Origin of the sequence: Pseudonocardia sp. KRD291 (assembly GCF_019263595.1) — a bacterium.
Lineage (GTDB): Bacteria > Actinomycetota > Actinomycetes > Mycobacteriales > Pseudonocardiaceae > Pseudonocardia.
In genome coordinates this window covers 1-15,920 of record NZ_JADQDD010000017.1, presented here as the reverse complement: position 1 = coordinate 15,920, position 15,920 = coordinate 1, and the positions used below count along the sequence as shown (strand labels likewise).

At 72.5% G+C, this 15,920-nt stretch carries 18 protein-coding genes; 5 read left to right on the top strand and 13 right to left on the bottom strand.

The features are described from left to right. Positions 1 to 23: 23 nt before the first annotated feature. The 5 genes from I4I78_RS04705 to I4I78_RS04685 all read right to left on the bottom strand — a co-directional run bounded on the left by I4I78_RS04705 (position 24) and on the right by I4I78_RS04685 (position 3,206). Positions 24 to 431 (bottom strand): hypothetical protein, encoded by a 408-nt coding sequence (locus I4I78_RS04705; protein WP_218609937.1) that lies wholly within the window; start codon positions 429 to 431, stop codon positions 24 to 26. 197 nt (positions 432 to 628) lie between these two features. Beyond that, a complete protein-coding gene (locus I4I78_RS04700; RefSeq protein WP_308251899.1) occupies positions 629 to 1,486 on the bottom strand; it encodes a PD-(D/E)XK nuclease family protein in 858 nt (285 codons plus the stop codon). Positions 1,487 to 1,588: 102 nt separating this feature from the next. Then, the gene (locus I4I78_RS04695; RefSeq protein ID WP_218609936.1) at positions 1,589 to 2,470 is read right to left on the bottom strand and encodes a PHP domain-containing protein; all 882 of its coding nucleotides are present in this window, start codon (positions 2,468 to 2,470) and stop codon (positions 1,589 to 1,591) included. Between the two features lie 26 nt (positions 2,471 to 2,496). Continuing rightward, complete coding sequence (locus I4I78_RS04690) at positions 2,497 to 3,051, bottom strand: PH domain-containing protein (RefSeq protein ID WP_218609935.1); 555 nt, start codon at positions 3,049 to 3,051, stop codon at positions 2,497 to 2,499. A gap of 2 nt (positions 3,052 to 3,053) precedes the next feature. Then, on the bottom strand, positions 3,054 to 3,206 hold the full coding sequence (locus tag I4I78_RS04685; RefSeq protein WP_218609934.1) for a hypothetical protein: 153 nt from the start codon (positions 3,204 to 3,206) through the stop codon (positions 3,054 to 3,056). A 105-nt stretch (positions 3,207 to 3,311) separates the two neighbouring features. Here I4I78_RS04685 and I4I78_RS04680 point away from each other — a divergent pair, with 105 nt between their 5' ends. Continuing rightward, a complete protein-coding gene (locus I4I78_RS04680) occupies positions 3,312 to 3,725 on the top strand; it encodes an NUDIX hydrolase (RefSeq protein ID WP_218609933.1) in 414 nt (137 codons plus the stop codon). A gap of 3 nt (positions 3,726 to 3,728) precedes the next feature. Here the strand turns inward: I4I78_RS04680 and I4I78_RS04675 are convergent, their stop codons facing one another. Then, positions 3,729 to 4,232: a MaoC family dehydratase gene (locus tag I4I78_RS04675; protein WP_218609957.1), complete on the bottom strand. Its 504-nt coding sequence runs from the start codon at positions 4,230 to 4,232 to the stop codon at positions 3,729 to 3,731. A gap of 313 nt (positions 4,233 to 4,545) precedes the next feature. Here I4I78_RS04675 and corA point away from each other — a divergent pair, with 313 nt between their 5' ends. Further along, entirely contained in the window at positions 4,546 to 5,655 is a 1,110-nt protein-coding gene (gene corA, locus I4I78_RS04670) for a magnesium/cobalt transporter CorA (protein WP_218609956.1), read from the top strand. 55 nt (positions 5,656 to 5,710) lie between these two features. Here the strand turns inward: corA and I4I78_RS04665 are convergent, their stop codons facing one another. The 5 genes from I4I78_RS04665 to I4I78_RS04645 all read right to left on the bottom strand — a co-directional run bounded on the left by I4I78_RS04665 (position 5,711) and on the right by I4I78_RS04645 (position 10,788). Then, a complete protein-coding gene (locus I4I78_RS04665; protein ID WP_308251898.1) occupies positions 5,711 to 6,667 on the bottom strand; it encodes a class I SAM-dependent methyltransferase in 957 nt (318 codons plus the stop codon). Between the two features lie 70 nt (positions 6,668 to 6,737). Next, on the bottom strand, positions 6,738 to 7,265 hold the full coding sequence (locus I4I78_RS04660; RefSeq protein ID WP_218609932.1) for a general stress protein: 528 nt from the start codon (positions 7,263 to 7,265) through the stop codon (positions 6,738 to 6,740). 283 nt (positions 7,266 to 7,548) lie between these two features. Next, the gene (locus tag I4I78_RS04655; protein ID WP_218609931.1) at positions 7,549 to 8,742 is read right to left on the bottom strand and encodes an acyl-CoA dehydrogenase family protein; all 1,194 of its coding nucleotides are present in this window, start codon (positions 8,740 to 8,742) and stop codon (positions 7,549 to 7,551) included. Between the two features lie 40 nt (positions 8,743 to 8,782). Then, positions 8,783 to 9,742, bottom strand: coding sequence for a CoA ester lyase (locus tag I4I78_RS04650; protein ID WP_218609930.1), 960 nt, complete (start codon positions 9,740 to 9,742; stop codon positions 8,783 to 8,785). 161 nt (positions 9,743 to 9,903) lie between these two features. After that, the gene (locus I4I78_RS04645; protein ID WP_218609929.1) at positions 9,904 to 10,788 is read right to left on the bottom strand and encodes a PhzF family phenazine biosynthesis protein; all 885 of its coding nucleotides are present in this window, start codon (positions 10,786 to 10,788) and stop codon (positions 9,904 to 9,906) included. A 65-nt stretch (positions 10,789 to 10,853) separates the two neighbouring features. On the opposite strand from I4I78_RS04645, the gene I4I78_RS04640 reads away from it, so the two are divergent. Further along, positions 10,854 to 12,131 carry a magnesium transporter MgtE N-terminal domain-containing protein gene (locus tag I4I78_RS04640; RefSeq protein ID WP_218609928.1) on the top strand — a complete coding sequence of 426 codons (1,278 nt, stop codon included), beginning with the start codon at positions 10,854 to 10,856 and terminating at the stop codon, positions 12,129 to 12,131. Continuing rightward, entirely contained in the window at positions 12,124 to 12,756 is a 633-nt protein-coding gene (locus I4I78_RS04635) for a DUF1003 domain-containing protein (RefSeq protein WP_218609927.1), read from the top strand. The genes I4I78_RS04640 and I4I78_RS04635 overlap by 8 nt, the downstream gene beginning before the upstream one ends. Here the strand turns inward: I4I78_RS04635 and I4I78_RS04630 are convergent. Next, positions 12,734 to 13,234, bottom strand: coding sequence for a MarR family winged helix-turn-helix transcriptional regulator (locus tag I4I78_RS04630; RefSeq protein WP_374225836.1), 501 nt, complete (start codon positions 13,232 to 13,234; stop codon positions 12,734 to 12,736). The two genes, I4I78_RS04635 and I4I78_RS04630, sit on opposite strands and share 23 nt — an antisense overlap. 185 nt (positions 13,235 to 13,419) lie before the next feature. On the opposite strand from I4I78_RS04630, the gene I4I78_RS04625 reads away from it, so the two are divergent. After that, positions 13,420 to 14,574 (top strand): Mrp/NBP35 family ATP-binding protein, encoded by a 1,155-nt coding sequence (locus I4I78_RS04625; protein ID WP_218609926.1) that lies wholly within the window; start codon positions 13,420 to 13,422, stop codon positions 14,572 to 14,574. Positions 14,575 to 14,649: 75 nt separating this feature from the next. On the opposite strand, the gene I4I78_RS04620 is transcribed toward I4I78_RS04625, so the two are convergent. Beyond that, positions 14,650 to 15,906, bottom strand: a complete 1,257-nt coding sequence (locus tag I4I78_RS04620; RefSeq protein ID WP_218609925.1) for an aspartate aminotransferase family protein — start codon at positions 15,904 to 15,906, stop codon at positions 14,650 to 14,652. Positions 15,907 to 15,920 lie beyond the last annotated feature (14 nt).

Sequence of the window (15,920 nt, the reverse complement as noted above, 5' to 3'; positions counted from 1 at the left end):
ACCGGGTCCGGACCGGGGTCGGCTCAGAGGAACCAGGCCAGGCCCAGCACGAGCGCGGCGGCCCCGACCACCACGGCGGCGGCCACGGACCCGGTGCGGTCCGGTCTACGGTCGGCCACCCGCTGCCCGGCGACCCCGACCACCGCGCCGACGACGTGCCAGAACACCGTGAACCCGCCCGGGCCGGGCACGCCCCAGTTGCCGGCGAGCAGCCACACGCCGAGCAGGACCAGCGACAGCACCACGAGTCCGCCGGCGAGCACCCCGGCCAGACCCCGCAGCGCCCTGTCCCAGAGCGGCAGCCGGGCTCGCACCGCCCGTTGCGCCCCCCGGCCGGACCGGTTCCGGTGCTCGGCACCGCCCGGGTCGTCCCGGCGGTGCGGGCCGGCGGGGGTCCCCCAACCCTCCGGGGCGTCCCAGCCCTCCGGCACGCCCCGGCCTCCCGGCCCCGGTCGCGGTCCGTCGCCGGTGTGCCGCCCGGCGGCGGGACGCGGCGCACGAGCAGCAGGGCGTCCCGCGTCCGGACGCGGGTCGGCGCCGCGGCCACGGTCGGGAGACCTGTGCCCGGGCGGCCGGCGGTCCGGTGGCTGGTCCGGCAGCGGGCGATCCGGCGGCGGGCGGTCGGCGTTCACGCGGCGAGCAGCGCCCACGGCTGCGGCTCCTCCGCGGCGGCCCGGCCGGGCGGGCAGTGCCGGCGCACGGTGCAGGTCCCGCACTGCGTCCCGGTCCGGACCGGGAACAGCGCGTCCGGGTCGCCCCCGGCCCCGAGCCGCGCCGCCGCGGCGGCGGAGTCCGCGGCCTGGCGCTCGGCCCGCTCCCGGTGCCCGCGCAACGACGTGTCGTCGTGCTCCCACGCCCCGACCTCACCGGTCGGGACGTGGTGCAGCTCCACCCGCCGGCACGGGCGGCGCAGCACGTGCGCGGCGGCCATCGCGTAGAGCGCGAGCGCCTGCGAGTCCCGGGCGCTGCCGGCGTCGGGCACTCCGCGCCCGGTCTTGTAGTCGACGATCACGGCCTCCCCGTCGCGGGCGTCGATCCGGTCGACCCGGCCCTCCAGGAGCAACGACCCGACCGGTGCCACCACCCGGCGCTCCAGGGCCAGCGGCTCGTCCGCGCCGTCCGGACCGGTCGCGACGGCGGCCAGCCAGTCGCGGGCCCGGTCCCGGTACTCGGCGACCTGCGCGGAGTCCCGGAAGCCCTCGTCGGACCAGTTGCGGTCGACCAGCGCGGCCGCCGCCGTGGCCGTGCGGCGCGCCGGGGGCAGGTCGAACAGCGCGCGCAACGCCAGGTGCACGACGGCCCCGAGCGTGGTGTGCGCCCAGGCCCCGCCGCGGGACGGGGCCGGCCGGTCCAGGTAGAGCATCCGGAAACGGCGCGGGCAGGACTCCCAGTGCGCGAGCCGTGCCGGGGTCACCCGGTGCAGCGCCGGCGCGGCGAACGCGTCGTCGAGCAGGTCGAGGCCCAGCTGTTCAGGTTCGATTCTCACTCCGACGAGCTCCGTTCGCTGCCGGTCGTACTCACCGGCGCCACGGTACCGGTACCTTGCGCACCGGCTCGACCACGCGCCGTCAGCGATCGTGGGCGGGCGCTACCGCCCGGCCGACGCCCCGACCACGCCGACGCCGGTCGCCCGGGCGACCAGCGCCTCGAAGACCTCGGGGTCGGTGGTCTCGGCCGCGAGCGGCGTCGTCTTGTTCGTGCCGTGGTAGTCACTGGAACCGGTGGCCAGCAGGCCGTGCTCGGCGGCCAGGCCGCGCAGCAGCTCCCGGTCGGCGGGCACGTGGTTCGGGTGGTCCACCTCGATCCCGCCCAGGCCGTGCCCGACCAGGTCGACCAGCACCGACGGCTCGATCACCGTCCCGCGCGTGCGTGCCAGCGGGTGCGCGAACACCGGCACCCCGCCGGCGGTGCGGATCATCTCCACGGCCGTCTCGACGGCGGTGTCCGCGCGCGGCACGTAGTACGGGCTGTCGTTGTGCAGCAGCTTCGCGAACGCCTCGTCGACCGAGGCGACGACACCGGCCGAGACCAGGGCGCGGGCCAGGTGCGGGCGCCCCGCACTGGCGCCCTCGGGCAGGTAGGAGAACACCGTCTCGACGTCGACCGGGTAGCCGTCGTCGGCCATCCGCCCGATCATCGTGTGCAGCCGGGTCACGCGCTCCTCGCGCAGCCGCGCCTGCTCGGTCACCAGCGCAGGGTGCTCCGGGTCGAACAGGTAGCCGAGCAGGTGCACCGAGCACCGGTCCTCGCCGTCGCGGCCGGTCGGGCTCAGGCAGGAGAACTCCGCCCCGCGCACCAGGGTCAGCCCGGGCGGGCACGCCTCGGCGGCCTCGGCCCAGCCGCCGGTGGTGTCGTGGTCGGTGATCGCGACGACGTCGACGCCGGCGGCCGAGGCCGCGGCGACCAGCTCCGACGGCGAGTCGGTGCCGTCCGAGACGGTGGAGTGGGTGTGCAGGTCGATGCGGGCCACCGCCCGACCCTAGCCGCAGCCGTGGGTCAGCGCCGCCAGCGTGGTTTGGCCAGCATGCCGGTCGCGCGGGTCTTGCCCTTCTCCCCGAACACCAGCTCGGAGAGCGCCTCGTAGATCTCCTCCGGTCGCGGCATGAAGTCGATCTGGTTCAGCGCCTGGATCTGTCCCGCCGACTCGACGACCATCGTCCCGTACCCGAGGATGCGGCCGGACAGGGTGCGCCGGAACGTCAGGTCGGTGACCTTTCCCAGCGGCATCATGCCGACGTTGTGCACGATGATGCCCTGGGCGATCATCACCCGCTTGTCGGTGATGACGATCCGCTCGATCCACCACAGGATCGTGTTCGCGGTGAACCGCAGGACGGCCACCAGCGACAGGTAGAACGCGAGGTTGTCGATGACGACGTCGACGTCCGGTGACGTCCGCCCGTCCAGCAGGCTCTCGACGAGGACCATCGCCACCAGGAAGAACAGTGTCTGCCCGATGTGCTTGGCCATGACGGCCCAGTGCTGGCGCACGCGGATGACGCGCCGCTCCGTGGGGAGCAGATACTCGTCGATCTCCCGGGGAGCGAGCACGATCAGAACAGGTTGGTGAAGAACACGGTGACCGACTGCGCGGCGTTGTAGAGGATGTTCCCGATGTTCTGCACCGAGCCGGAGGCGCCATTCGGGTTGGTGAGGATCAAGAAGACAACGAGGGCGACACCGAGAAGCGTCAGAACCTTCTTCACGTTAACCCGACCACCGTTTCAGCCCGTAGGTGCTTGCCCGTTCAGTCGTACCGGACGGCCCTCGTCAACCGGTACCGGCACGCGGGCAGCGTACCGTGGCACCGCATGACCGAGGGTAGCCGACACGTCCCCTGTGTGGGGGGAATCCTGTTCGACACCGACGGGAAACTGCTGCTCGTCCGGCGGGGCAACGAGCCCGGACGGGGACTGTGGTCGGTCCCCGGGGGCCGGGTCGAGGCCGGTGAGGATGATCACGCCGCCCTGGTCCGGGAGATGGCCGAGGAGACCGGCCTCGCCGTCCGTCCCGGGCGCCTGGTCGGGTCCGTGGAACGCGGTCCCTACCGGATCGCCGACTACCTCTGCACGCTCGACGACCCGGACGGCGCCACCACGTCCCTGCGGGCGGGCGACGACGCGACCGACGCCCGTTTCGTCGACGCCGCCGCGTTCGCCGCCCTGCCGCTCGTCGAGGGCCTCGGCGAGACCCTCGACGGCTGGGGCGTCCTGCCCCGCAGCTGAGAACTAGACGTTCGGGGTCGGGCGGCCGGGCTGCTCGCCGCCCCGGCTCTCGCCGTAGACCTTCTTCGGGACCATGACCTTGCGCCGGAACGTGCACACGACGGTGCCGTCCTGCTTGTAGCCGCGGGTCTCGACGTACACCACGCCCCGGTCGTCCTTGGACTTCGACTCGGTCTTGTCCAGGACCTCGGTCTCGCCGTAGATCGTGTCCCCGTGGAAGGTCGGCTTCGTGTGCTTGAGCGACTCGACCTCGAGGTTCGCGATCGCCTTGCCGGACACGTCCGGCACCGACATCCCGAGCAGCAGCGAGTAGACGTAGTTGCCGACGACGACGTTCTTGCCGAAGTCGGTGGTCTCCTCCGCGTAGTTCGAGTCCAGGTGCAACGGGTGGTGGTTCATGGTGATCAGACAGAAGAGGTGGTCGTCGTACTCGGTGACCGTCTTCCCGGGCCAGTGCTTGTAGACCGCACCGACCTCGAACTCCTCGTAGTAGCGACCGAACTGCACCGTCCACGCCTCCATCACGTTCGCGACATCTTGCGGGGGTAACCTATCCGGTGGCCCGGACGAGGGCGGGCGGTCCTTCTCACACCTGGCGCGCGCGATCCCACGCGCGGCGCCGGCGACCGCCGTGGCACGACCGACGAGGGGAGGTGAGCGCGGTGTCGACGACACCGGTTGGCAGTACGTACCGCCTCCCGATCCCCCCGCCCACCGGCTGACCGGTGCGCGCGTGCCGGAGGAGGAGGCGTCGATTCGCCGCCCAGGCGGCGCCGGGACCCGACTCCGGCGCCGCGCCCGTCCCCGGCAAGGAGGGCCCATCGTGCCGCCTCTGTCCCACCTGCGACCCGCGATCCGTTCCGCGGGTCACCGCGCCCGTCTGACCGGGCGTTCGGCCCCCGGCCAGACCCCGAAGCTGCGGGTACCGCTCTCGGCCTACGTGGTCGACTGCGCCGTCTACGTCGACGGCGAGCGGCTGCCCGGGCGGTGGACCCACGACGAGGCGATCGCCGAGGTCCGCGAGCGCGGTGAGGGCTTCGCCTGGATCGGCCTGCACGAGCCGACCGAGGACCAGATCAACGGCATAGCCGAGACCTACGGGCTGCACGAGCTCGCGGTCGAGGACGCCGTGCACGCGCACAACCGGCCCAAGCTCGAGCGCTACGACGAGACGCTGTTCATGGTGCTCAAGACGGTCCGCTACGTCGGGCACCGCGACCCGACGGCGGCGACCGAGATCGTCGAGACCGGCGAGGTGATGGCGTTCCTGGGCCGCGACTTCGTGGTGACGGTCCGGCACGGGCGCCACTCCGGCCTGCGCGACGTCCGCCGCCGCCTGGAGGAGGACGCCGCACAGCTCGCGCTGGGCCCGTCGGCGGTGCTGCACGCGATCGCCGACCACGTCGTGGACACCTACATCGAGGTGGCCCGCCAGATCGAGGGCGACATCGACGAGATCGAGGCCGAGGTGTTCTCGCCGAAGTCGACGATGGACCCCGAGCAGATCTACGTCATGAAGCGCGAGATCCTCGACCTGCGCCGCGCGGTGATGCCGCTGGTCGGGCCGATGCGCAAGCTCTCGGAGGGCTACAGCTCGCTGATCCCGCACGACGTGCGCAGCTACTTCCGCGACGTCGACGACCACCTCGGCGGCGTCGCCGAGCAGGTCGCCGGTTTCAACGAGCTGCTCACCACGCTCGTCGACGCGGTCCTGGCGAAGATCAGCATGCGGCAGAACAACGACATGCGGAAGATCACCGCCTACGCGGGCCTGATCTCGGTGCCGACGATGGTGGCCGGGGTCTACGGCATGAACTTCGACTACATGCCCGAGCTGCACTGGAACTTCGGCTATCCGATGATCATGCTCGTCATCGCCTTCGTCTGCGGTCTGCTCTACCGCAACTTCCGCCGCAACAACTGGCTCTGACAGCCCCGCGACCGCCGCAACGCCCGTCTCCGGCCCGGGCGGGATGGGCGATGCGTCAGTCGGTCCGGTCGTCGCGGGCCGGCGGGAGGCCCGTCGGAGGAGTGTCCGCGTCGGCGTCGGTCCCGGCGTCGGTCCCGGCGTAGCCGGTGTCCTCGGGGCCGCCCTCCTCCTGCGGGGGCACGGCGGCCTCCTCACCGGCCTCCTCGGGGTTCGCCGGCTCCTCGGGCCACGGCTGCCCGGCCGCGGCTGCCCGGGCGGCCTGGCGCTGCCCGACCACGTCCGGCTCGTCGGGACGGCGGCCCAGGAACGTGTGTACGACGTGCTGCTGCCACCCCGGCACGGTCTGCACGCGGACGTCCTCGAACCCGGCGCGGCCCATCCGGTGCGTCATCGCCTCCACGCCGTCGGTGCCCTGCACCCGCTGGGTGCGGTAGCGCTGCAGCTCGGCCGAGCCGGACCGGATCCGCGCCATCGGGATCAGGTAGGACCAGGACGCCAGCGTCCAGCGCACCCGGCTGCCCATCCGGTCGGCCACGGCGTAGTCGTGCACGGCCAGCGGCGCACCCGGCTTGAGCAGCGACAGCAGCCGTCGCAACCCGATCTCGGCGTCCGGCAGGTTGCTCACCAGGTAGCTGGCGAAGATCCCGTCGAACGGCCCGTGCACCCCCGCCTCGGCCAGGGTCTCCAGCCGCGTGTGCACGAACTCCACGTGCGGCGGCCAGTTCTTCTTGCGTGCCACCGCGAGCATCTCGGTGGAGGCGTCCACCGCGACCACGCTCGCGCCGGGGGCCGCGTCGAGCAGCGCCGCCGTCGAGGCTCCGGTGCCGCACCCGATGTCGAGCAGGCGCAGCGCGGAGCCACCGCGCAGGCCCATCCGGTTCGTCGACATCCGCAGATGGGCGTGGTAGCCGGGGATCGCCTTGAGGAAGCCGTCGAACCCGGCGGCCCGCCGTCCGTACGCCCGGTGGACGGTGGCCGGCCGGATCGCGTCCGGGCGCTCGGATTCGCTCACGCGTCGATCCTGTCCCATCCCGGCCACTCACCGGAAGCAGGCGCGCCCGCGTCCTACCCGCGGGTGAACGTCAGTGTCCGGCCGGTGGCGGGCTCATCGCCAGGCGGGCCAGCAGCTCGCGGGCCTTCTCCGCGTTGCGCGGCTCGCACAGCACGTCGTAGCGCCCGGCGACCATCTGGCTGGCCGACTGGAAGTCCCGACGTCCGGCGCTCGCCCGGTAGCCGACCGCGGCGAAGACCATGCCGAACACCGCGCCGCTGGCCAGTCCGACCAGGATCGGCCAGAAGCTGCCGGGGCTCGCGGTGGAGAACAGGCTCAGCAGCAGGCCCACGAACAGACCCAGCCAGGCCCCGGACGCGGCCCCCGAGGCCAGCACCCGGCCCCAGGTCAGACGGCCGATGACGCGCTCGACCAGCATCAGGTCGACACCGACGATCGTCACGTCCCGGACCGGGAAGTCGGAGTCGGCGAGGTGGTCGACGGCCCGCTGCGCCTCCTCGTAGGTGGCGTAGGAGCCGATCGGCCAGCCGGTCGGCGGGGTGGGCAGTTGGGGCAGGCCCGGCGCGGTGCGCGCGGGCCCGCCGAACGGTGTGGTCATGAGGCCCTCCGCGAGATCTCGGTCGTTCGTGGCGATGCTGTCACCCGGTCAACGCCGGGACCCGGGCACGAGTGCCCCGGGGTGCCGCAGGACACGCGGGCCGAACGAACACGACCCGCGACGCTCCGGTGGCGGCGGGGCCGATCGTATCCCCCGAACAGCCCAGTCGCCCGTCCGGTTCGTCCGGCCGCGGAAAACACTCATGGCGCCTGCCTCCCGTCGCGCGGGAGACAAGCGCCATGAGTGCGTCCCGGCCGGGCGTCCGGCCGGGGTGGGACACGGGTCAGCGCAGCTTGTAGTCGCGCAGCAGGCCGCGGGAGATGATCGTCTTCTGGATCTCGCTGGTGCCCTCGCCGATCAGCAGGAACGGGGCCTCGCGCATCAGGCGCTCGATCTCGTACTCCTTGGAGTAGCCGTAGCCACCGTGGATCCGGAACGACTCCTGCGTCACCTCGGCGCAGTACTCCGAGGCCAGCAGCTTGGCCATGCCGGCCTCGACGTCGTTGCGCTCGCCGCGGTCCTTCAGGCGCGCGGCGTTGACCATCATGTGGTGCGCGGCCTCGACCTTGGTGCCCATCTCGGCCAGCTTGAACGCGATCGCCTGGTGCTGGGCGATCGGCTTGCCGAACGTGGAGCGCTGCTGGGCGTACTCGGCGGCCAGCTCGAACGCGCGGATGGAGATGCCGCACGCGCGGGCGGCCACGTTCACGCGGCCGACCTCGACGCCGTCCATCATCTGGGCGAAGCCGGCGCCCCGCCTGCCGCCGAGGATCTGGTCCCCGGCGACCTTGTGGCCCTTGAACACCATCTCGGTGGTGTCCACGCCCTTGTAGCCCATCTTGTCGATCTTGCCGGGGACGATCAGGCCGGGCGCGACCTCGCCGTAGCCGGTCGGCTTCTCGACCAGGAACGTGGTCAGGTTCTGGTAGGGCTTCTCCGCGCCCTCGTCCGTCTTGACCAGCACCGCGGTCAGATTGGACGTGCCGCCGTTGGTCAGCCACATCTTCGCGCCGTCGATCACGAAGTCGTCACCGTCGGCCACGGCCTTCGTCTTGATCGCCGCGACGTCGGAGCCGAGGTCGGGCTCGGACATGGAGAACGACCCGCGGGTCTCCCCCAGCGCCATCTTCGGCAGGTAGCGCTGCTTCTGCTCGTCCGTGCCGTGGTGCATCAGCATGTACGCGACGATGAAGTGCGTGTTGATCACGCCGGACACGCTCATCCAGCCGCGGGCGATCTGCTCCACGACCAGCGCGTAGGTCAGCAGCGACTCGCCCAGGCCGCCGTACTCCTCCGGGATGGTGAGGCCGAACAGCCCCATCTCCTTCATCCCGTCGACGATGTCCTGCGGATACGCGTCCGCGTGCTCCAGCGCCGTGGCGTGCGGGATGATCTCCTTGTCCACGAAGGAGCGGACGGTGGAGAGGATCTCCTCCTGGACGTCGGTCAATCCGGCGGTCTGTGCGAGCCGGGCCATGGTTGTTCCTCCAGCGTCGGTGGTCGGGGGCGGGCGTGGGTCAGGACTCCGGCGGGGTCCACTTCTCGCCGCGCTCCATGCCGGCGGCACGGCCCTTGCCCGAGATCACCAGGGCCATCTTGCGGCTGGCCTCGTCGATCATCTCGTCGCCGATCATCGCCGAGCCCTTCTTCCCGCCCGCCTCGGACGTGAAGTACTCGTAGGCGTCGAGGATGTTCTCGGCGTGGTCGAAGTCGGCCTGGTCCGGGGAGAACGTCTCGTTCGCCGCGTCGATCTGGCCGGGGTGCAGCACCCACTTGCCGTCGTAGCCCAGCGCCGCCGAGCGCCCGGCGACCTTCTGGAAGGCCTCGACGTCGCGGATCTGCAGGAACGGGCCGTCGATGGCCTGCTTGTCGTGCGCGCGGGCGGCCATCAGGATCGACATCAGGATGTGGTGGTAGGCGTCGCCGACGTCGTAGCCGGGCGGCTGCTCGCCCACGACCAGCGACTTCATGTTGATCGAGGCCATGAAGTCGGCCGGGCCGAAGATGATCGTCTCGACGCGCGGGGACGCGGTGGCGATCGCGTTGACGTTGGTCAGGCCCAGCGCGTTCTCGATCTGCGCCTCGATGCCGATCTTGCCGACCTCGTAGCCGAGCGACTTCTCGATCTGGGTCATCAGCAGGTCCAGGGCGACGACCTGCTCGGGCGTCTGCACCTTCGGCAGCATGATGGCGTCGAGGTTCGCGCCTGCGCCCTCGACGACCTCGGTGACGTCGCGGTAGGTCCACTCGGTGGTCCAGTCGTTGACCCGGACCACGCGGATCTTCTCGCCCCAGCCGCCCTCGTTCAGCGCCGCCACGATCGTCTTGCGGGCCCCCGGCTTGGCCAGCGGCGCGCAGGCGTCCTCGAGGTCCAGGAACACCTGGTCGGAGTTCAGACCACGGGCCTTGTCGATGAACTTCTGGCTGGACCCGGGCACGGCCAGGCAGGATCGGCGGGCACGGAGGGTGGTGCTCACAGGCAGGGCTCCTCGTCGAGTACTCCTCGCCCGGCGCGGCACTCGTTCGCGCGCGGAGCGACTGATCGGGGTGATGCTGGCATGCCCGCTCCCGATGCGCCCCGCCCAGGTGATTGGTTACACTCCTCACCCAGCCGAGGTGGGGGTGGGTTACCCGTGCGTCACCCCACGGCGGGCGGTATCGCGACGAGCTCGCCGCGGGTCACCGCCGACACGCCACCACCGACGCTGGTGGCGACGGCGGCACCGCGCTCGGTGCGCACCCGGGTGTGCAGGGTCGAGGGCCGCCCGATCTCGGCGCCCTGCGCGACCGTGAACGCGTGCTCGACGTCGTCGTCGATGAGGCCGCGGTCGGCCAGGAACACCCCCAGCGCCACCGCGGCCGAGCCGGTCGCCGGGTCCTCCCCGACTCCGGAACCGGGCGCGAACATCCGCAGGTGCACCCGTCGCACGTCCGCGTCGACCGAGCAGACGACCAGGCCGACGCCCAGGTCCCCGGTCACCGCGCGCACCGCCGCCGCGTCGCACCGGGCGCGGGCCACCGCGTCGTCGCGGACCAGCAGGAACGCGTAGTCGACGCCAGCTCCGGCCACGCCGGGCGCAGCGGCGCCGTCGACGTCGTCGAGCTCGAGCCCGACGGCGGTGGCCAGCAGCCCGGCGTCCAGGTCCTCCCCGGCGACCGGCGTGCCGCCGGTGACCCGGGCCCCGTCGGCGTCGACCTCGACCGGCAGCAGCCCGGCCCCGCACTCCTGGACCCGGCTGCCCGCGGCGATCACGCCGTCGCGCGCGAGCACCCAGGCCGTCCCGACGCTCGGGTGCCCGGCGAAGGGCAGCTCGCGGGCCGGGGTGAAGATCCGTACCCGGTAGTCGGCCGACGGGTCGGTCACCGGCAGCGTGAAGGCGGTCTCGGAGAGGCCGAACTCGGCGGCGACCGCCTGCATCTGCTCGGTCGTGAGGTCGTGGGCGTCGTGCACCACGGCCAGTGGGTTGCCCGCGTAGGGGCGGTCGGTGAACACGTCCACCACGTCGAATCTGAGCCCGGACATGGCGCCCGACCCTACCCACGCCGCCGCGGTCGGACCGGCCCGCACGACCGCTCTAGGCTGCGGGTATGGCAGCACCCCGGGTCTTCGTCGCGCGCATGGCCGGGCTCGCCGTGTTCGGACCGGACGGGGAGCGGATCGGCAAGGTCCGTGACGTGGTCGTGGCGCTGCGGGTGGACGCCAGCCCGCCGCGGGTGCTCGGCCTGGTCGTGGACCTGTCCAGCCGCCGCCGGATCTTCGTGCCGATGCTGCGGGTGGCCGACGTCGACCCGGCCGCGGTGACGCTGGCCAGCGGCTCGGTCAGCCTGCGCCGGTTCGACCAGCGCCCGAACGAGACGCTCGTGCTCGGCCAGCTGCTCGACTCCCCGGTCACCCTGCGCGACTCCGGTGAGGAGGGCGTCGTCGTCGACGCCGCGATCGAGCCGACCCGGACCCGGGACTGGGCGATCGGACGCCTGGCCGTGCGCACCCGGCGCGCCGGGCGGCTGTCCCGACGCGGGCACGTCGAGGTGGTGGCCTGGTCGGCGGCGCAGGGCCTGGGCATCTCCGACCGGCAGGGCACCGACCGCCTGCTCGCGGTGTTCGAGACGATGCGCCCCGCCGACGTCGCGGCCGCGCTGTCCGAGCTGCCGCGGGAACGCCAGCGCCAGGTCGTCGACGCCCTCGACGACGAGCGCCTCGCCGACGTGTTCGAGGAGCTCTCCGAGTCCGACCAGCGGGTGCTGCTCGGGTACCTGCACTCCGAGCGGCAGGCCGACGTGCTGGAGGCGATGTCCCCGGACGACGCGGCCGACCTGCTCGGCGAGCTGCCCGACGACGAGGCCGGGCGGCTGCTGGAGCTGATGGAGCCCGACGAGTCCGAGCCGGTGCGGCGGCTGCTGCGCTACGAGTGGAACACCGCGGGCGGCCTGATGACCCCGGAGCCGATCACGCTGAACCCGGACGCCACCGTCGCCGAGGCGCTGGCCCGGGTCCGCAACCCGGACATCCCGCCCGCGCTGGCCAGCATGGTGTTCGTCTGCCGCCCGCCCTCGGCCACCCCGACCGGGCGCTACCTGGGCTGCGTGCACGCCCAGCAGCTGCTGCGCGCCGCGCCGTTCGAGCTCGTCGCCGGGATTCTGGACTCCGAGCTCCCGCAGCTGGGTCCGGACGCCTCGCTGGGCGAGGTGACCCGCTACTTCGCCACCTACAACCTGGTCGCCGGCCCGGTCGTGGACCCGCAGGACCACCTGCTGGGGGCGGTGACCGTCGACGACGTGCTGGACCACCTGCTCCCGGTCGGCTGGCGCGACGAGGAGCAGGCCGACCCGATCGACGTACCGGAGGCGGAGGTGGCCGATGCCTGAGCTGCAGCCCGGAAGGCGGCTCGACCAGCCCCTCGTCGGCCGTCGCCGGTTCGAGGTCGACCCGGACGGGTTCGCCCGCCTCTCCGAGCGGATCGCGCGGTTCCTCGGGACCGGCCGGTTCCTGGCCATCCAGTCCGTGATCGTCCTGTTCTGGATCGCGCTGAACCTGGTGGCCTGGCGGATCCAGTGGGACCCGTACCCGTTCATCCTGCTCAACCTGGCCTTCTCCACCCAGGCCGCCTACGCCGCGCCGCTGATCCTGCTGGCCCAGAACCGCCAGGACGACCGGGACCGGATCGCCCTGGACGAGGACCGCCGGCGCGCCGAGCGCACCAAGGCCGACACCGAGTACCTGGCCCGCGAGCTCGCGTCGCTGCGCCTGGCCGTCGGCGAGATGGCCACCCGGGACTACCTGCGCGGGGAGATGGAGAAGCTCTCGACGCAGATCCAGGCCGCCCTGGCCGAGACGGCGCCCCGGGACGGGAGCTCACGCCCGGCCGGGCAGCGCCAGGGCGGCGCCGGGCGCGAGAACCGGCGCCGGGACGGCGGGCGTCCGGAGAACGGGCGCACCGAGAAGGGGCAGGACGACCCCACCCGGGGGCTCAGGGGGCCAGCTTCCGACTGATCTTCTCCAGGGCCGTCAGGTCGGACTCGTCGAGCACGTCGGCGAAGTGCGCCCGGATCCCGCGAAGATGGGTGACCGACGCCCCGCGCAGCCGGGACAGGCCGTCCGCGGAGAGCTCGGCGGCGACACCGCGACCGTCGTCGGCCACCCGGCAACGGGCCACCAGCCCGAGCCGCTCCAGGCGGTCCACCAGCCGCGTCACCCCGGAACGCGAGAGCAGCACGGCGTCGGCCAGCTCGGTCATCCGCAGCCGGTGGGCGGGCGCCTCGGAGAGCTGGACCAGGACGTCGTAGGCGGCCAGGGACAGCTGCTGCTCGGTCTCCAGCTCGGCCTCGAGCGCCTTGGTGATCGTCGCGTGCGCCCGCAGGAAGCTGCGCCAGGAGGCCAGCTCGGCGTGCGTCGGGACGACCCGGCGGCCCCCCGGGGAGCGCACGCGTCCGCCGGTGTCCGCCGCGGACGTGTCGACGCTCTCACTCACGCCGGTGAATCCTACGGACACGCAGCGGGCGATCCACGGCCACGTAGCATGGGTGTGTCGCGGCGGCGCCGGAACGGCGTCGGATCCACAGCGTCGGCCCACAGCGTCGACACGGCAGGGTCGACACGGCCGTGACGGCCCTCACGCCGGGCCACCGAGTCGCAGGAGAGGTTGTACCCCACCGCATGTCCGTCATCGGCAACACCAGCACGGGGACCATCGACGAGGCCGTGCGCGCGGCGCTGGGCAAGGTCGAGGACCCGGAGATCCACAAGCCGATCACCGAGCTGGGGATGGTCAAGAGCGTCGCCGTCTCCGCCGCCGGTCTCGCGCAGATCGGGGTCTACCTGACCGTCGCCGGCTGTCCCATGAAGGACACCATCACCAAGCGCGTGACGGCTGCCGTCATGGACGTCCCGGGGATCACGAACGTCGAGGTCGAGCTCGACGTGATGAGCGACGAGCAGCGCACCGAGCTGCGTCGCGGCCTGCGCGGTGACTCCGAGGAGCCCGTCATCCCGTTCGCCCAGCCGGGCTCGCTGACGCGCGTCTACTGCGTCGCGTCCGGCAAGGGCGGGGTCGGCAAGTCCTCGGTCACGGTGAACCTGGCGGCCGCGATGGCGCAGAAGGGCCTCAACGTCGGGGTCGTCGACGCGGACATCTACGGCCACTCGGTGCCGCGGATGCTCGGCTCGGCCGACCGCCCGACCAAGGTCGACAACATGATCATGCCGCCGCAGGCGCACGGCGTGAAGGTCATCTCGATCGGCATGTTCGTCGAGGGCAACACCCCCGTCGTCTGGCGCGGGCCGATGCTGCACCGCGCGCTGCAGCAGTTCCTCGCCGACGTGTTCTGGGGCGACCTCGACGTCCTGCTCCTCGATCTGCCCCCGGGCACCGGCGACATCGCGATCTCCACCTCGCAGCTCGTCCCGAACGCGGAGCTGCTGGTGGTCACGACCCCGCAGCAGGCCGCGGCCGAGGTCGCCGAGCGGGCCGGGTCGATCGCGCTGCAGACCCGCCAGCGCCTGGCCGGCGTGGTGGAGAACATGTCCTGGATGGAGATGCCCGACGGCACCCGGATGGACATCTTCGGCTCCGGCGGCGGGCAGGTCGTCGCGGACTCGCTGACGAAGTCCATCGGCTCGACGGTGCCGCTGCTCGGGCAGATCCCGCTGGAGACCCGGCTGCGCGAGTCCGGTGACTCCGGAACCCCGATCGTGCTCTCGGACCCGGAGTCCCCGGCCGCGAAGGCCCTGCTCGGCGTCGCGGACCGTCTCACCACCCGGGCCCGTGGCCTGGCCGGCATGAGCCTGAACATCTCCCCGGTCGGCCGGTAACCCCCCACCCGTCAACGAGCGGCGCCCTCGTCGGAATCTTCCCGACGAGGGCGCCGCTCGTTGATGCTCCGGGGGTCAGCTCAGGGCGTTGTTCAGGGCCTTGGTCCAGAGGGCCAGGCCCTCGTCGATCTGCTCGGCCGTGACGATCAGGGCCGGGATCATGCGGACGACGTTGCCGTAGACGCCGCAGGTCAGCAGCAGCAGGCCCTGCTCGGCCGCGGCGGCGTGCACCTTCGCGGCGGTGGCGCCGTCCGGCTTGCCCTGCGCGTCGACGAACTCGATGCCGACCATCAGGCCGATGCCGCGCACGTCGCCGATCGCGGCGATCCCCTGCGCGGCGTCCCGGACCCCGGCGACGAGCTTCGCGCCCTGCACGCGGGCGTTCTCCACCAGGCCCTCGGACTGCACGACGTCCAGGGTGGCCAGTGCCGCGGCGCAGGCGACGGCGTTGCCGCCGTAGGTGCCGCCCTGCGAGCCCGGCCACGCCTTCTCCATGATCGCCTTCGGCGCGGCGATGGCGGACAGCGGGAAGCCACTGGCCAGGCCCTTCGCCGTGACGATGATGTCCGGCGTGACCCCCTCGGCGTGCTGGTGGCCCCAGAACTTGCCGGTGCGCCCGTAGCCGGTCTGCACCTCGTCGGCGATCAGCAGGATGCCGAGGCGGTCGGCGCGCTCACGCAGTCCCTGCAGGAACGCGGGCGGGGTCGGCACGTAGCCGCCCTCGCCGAGCACCGGCTCGATGATGAACGCGGCGACGTCCGATGCGGGCGCGGTGCTGGCCAGCTGGCGGTCCAGCTCGGCCAGGCAGAACGCGACGGTCTGCTCCTCGGACCAGCCGTAGCGGTAGGCGAAGGGGTAGGGCGCGAACGCGACGCCGCCCATCATCGGGCCGATCCCGGCCCGGATCTTCGCGCCGGACGTGGTGAGCGCGCCGGCGCCCATCGTGCGGCCGTGGAACCCGCCGTCGAAGGCCATGATCAGCGGGCGGCCGGTGGCCTGACGGGCCAGCCGGACCGAGGCCTCGACGGCCTCGGAGCCGGAGTTGGAGAAGAAGACCGAGTCGATCCCCTCGGGGAGGATCTCGCCCATCTTCTCGGCCAGCTGCAGCAGCGGCTGGTGCATGACGGTCGTGTACTGGCCGTGGATCAGCGTCCCGACCTGGTCCTGCGCGGCCTTGACGACCTTCGGGTGGCAGTGCCCGGTGCTGGTGACGCCGATGCCGGCGGTGAAGTCCAGGTGGCGGCGGTCCTCGGTGTCGTAGAGGTAGACACCCTCACCGCGCGCGGCCTGGACCGGGGTGGCCTGCTTGAGCAGGGGGGACAGCTGTGCCATGTGTCAGGCTCCTG

What these genes read in the sequence shown, in the direction of transcription:
- I4I78_RS04640 (WP_218609928.1), top strand. Translation starts at nt 10,854, where the DNA reads ATGGCAGCACCCCGGGTCTTCGTCGCGCGCATGGCCGGGCTCGCCGTG.
- I4I78_RS04680 (WP_218609933.1), top strand. Translation starts at nt 3,312, where the DNA reads ATGACCGAGGGTAGCCGACACGTCCCCTGTGTGGGGGGAATCCTGTTC.
- I4I78_RS04655 (WP_218609931.1), bottom strand. Translation starts at nt 8,742, where the DNA reads ATGGCCCGGCTCGCACAGACCGCCGGATTGACCGACGTCCAGGAGGAG.
- I4I78_RS04660 (WP_218609932.1), bottom strand. Translation starts at nt 7,265, where the DNA reads ATGACCACACCGTTCGGCGGGCCCGCGCGCACCGCGCCGGGCCTGCCC.
- I4I78_RS04645 (WP_218609929.1), bottom strand. Translation starts at nt 10,788, where the DNA reads ATGTCCGGGCTCAGATTCGACGTGGTGGACGTGTTCACCGACCGCCCC.
- I4I78_RS04620 (WP_218609925.1), bottom strand. Translation starts at nt 15,906, where the DNA reads ATGGCACAGCTGTCCCCCCTGCTCAAGCAGGCCACCCCGGTCCAGGCC.
- I4I78_RS04635 (WP_218609927.1), top strand. Translation starts at nt 12,124, where the DNA reads ATGCCTGAGCTGCAGCCCGGAAGGCGGCTCGACCAGCCCCTCGTCGGC.
- I4I78_RS04625 (WP_218609926.1), top strand. Translation starts at nt 13,420, where the DNA reads ATGTCCGTCATCGGCAACACCAGCACGGGGACCATCGACGAGGCCGTG.